Source organism: Synechococcus sp. R3-13 (assembly GCF_047462195.1).
In the GTDB taxonomy this organism is placed as follows: Bacteria; Cyanobacteriota; Cyanobacteriia; order Thermostichales; family Thermostichaceae; genus Thermostichus.
Map to the genome: position 1 here is coordinate 1 of NZ_JANSIO010000317.1, position 1451 is coordinate 1451.

Here is a 1451-nt window from a genome sequence, read left to right on the forward strand (position 1 = left end):
CTATCCTAACATAAGATCAACACGACCTAAGTTTTCCGCTGCTTTGGCCTGCTCGCGGGCGGCGAAGAAATTCCCTGCCTCAATTGAGGCTTGGGCGTTGGTGAAACTCTCCTGGCCGTGTTCCAAAAGGCGGGCAGCCTCTGGGGAAGACCCCCGCTGAGAGAGGAAGCTGGCTTCGGCCAGGTGTCGCTGCGCCTTAGCCAGATCGCGGCTGGCTCGCTCAAGATCCCACGGGCGCTGCCAAGTTGGCTGTACCTGAAGGGGAGCTGTGGCTTCAGGAGCAGAGCGTCTGCCCCGCTGGGCTTGCGCCGGGGATCCCAGCACCAGGGGGGTGAGCAGAGCCAAAATCGGCAGAGAACAACCCAGAGCGCGAGCAAAAGAGGAACGAATCGTCATTGGTCATAGACTCCAATCGACAGGACAAGCCGGTTTGGGTTATCGCGGCTCATCTTGAGAATGGCGGAGAAAAATGACGTGAAGATGACAAGGGCAGCTCTACCGTAAATATCGATCCCTCTCCCACTTGGCTGGCCACTCGCAGGGATCCCCGATGGGCGGTGACGATCTGCTGGGCCAAGGCCAGGCCCAGACCGAACCCACCCGTATGGCGAGCACGGGTTTCATCCACCCGGTAAAACCGCTCAAACAGATGGGGCAGATGCTCGGGGGGAATGCCAATGCCTGTATCCTTGACGTGGAGGTAAGCGCGCTGGCGCTGGCTTTCCAGGCTCACCTGCACTGTGCCGCCTGCAGGGGTGTACTGCAGGGCATTGCGCAGTAGGTTCTCGATGGCCTGCCGCAGCAGGGCAGCGTTCCCCCGCACAAGCCAACCCCCAGAAAGATCCGTCTCAGGCAGGTGGCATTGCCAGTGAAGGCCAAGGGCCTCAGCTTGGGGGCGGTATTGCTCGCTCAGCTCCTGCAACAGCGCTCGCAAATTCAGAAGCGGCAGATCCTCCAGGGGCAGGGATCCCTGCTGGCGGGCCAACTGCAGCAAGGTATCGATCAGCACGCTGAGGCGGCGGGCACCGCTCACCACCTTTTCCAGGCGAGATTGAGCTTGTTCCGGGGCCAGCAGAGCCATTTGAGCATTGCTCATCAGGGCGGCCAGGGGGGCGCGCAACTCGTGGGAAGCATCGGCAGTGAAGCGTTGCAACTGCTCGTAGGAGCGACGAATCGGCTGCATCGCCAGCCCCCCCAAGATCCAGCCGGCCCCGCCGATCAACGCCAGCGTCAGCGGGATCCCGATCCCCAACCCCCAGCGCAAGCGACCCAGGGTAAGTTGCAGCGGTTCCAGGGGCACCGCCAGTTGCAAGTAGCCCAGTAGCTTTTCCTCCTGCTGCACCGGCAGCGTGAGCTGGCGCAACAGTAAGCCGCTCTCTCCTTCCACCGTTTGGAAACCCAGTTGGAGATGGTGAGGCGGGCCATCCAAGTCAAACAGCTCCAGAGGAGGC

General features: G+C 61.8%; 2 protein-coding genes. Both read right to left on the minus strand.

Going from position 1 to position 1451, the window contains the following annotated elements; all coding sequences use genetic code 11:
- The gene (locus NW856_RS09920; protein ID WP_414400057.1) at positions 1-396 is read right to left on the minus strand and encodes a hypothetical protein; all 396 of its coding nucleotides are present in this window, start codon (positions 394-396) and stop codon (positions 1-3) included.
- Between the two features lie 49 nt (positions 397-445).
- Positions 446-1451, minus strand: a 1006-nt coding sequence (locus NW856_RS09925) for a sensor histidine kinase (protein WP_414400058.1), incomplete at its 5' end; no start/stop codon positions are given.

Coding starts and splice junctions, on each gene's coding strand:
- NW856_RS09920 (WP_414400057.1), bottom strand. CDS start 396: ATGACGATTCGTTCCTCTTTTGCTCGCGCTCTGGGTTGTTCTCTGCCG.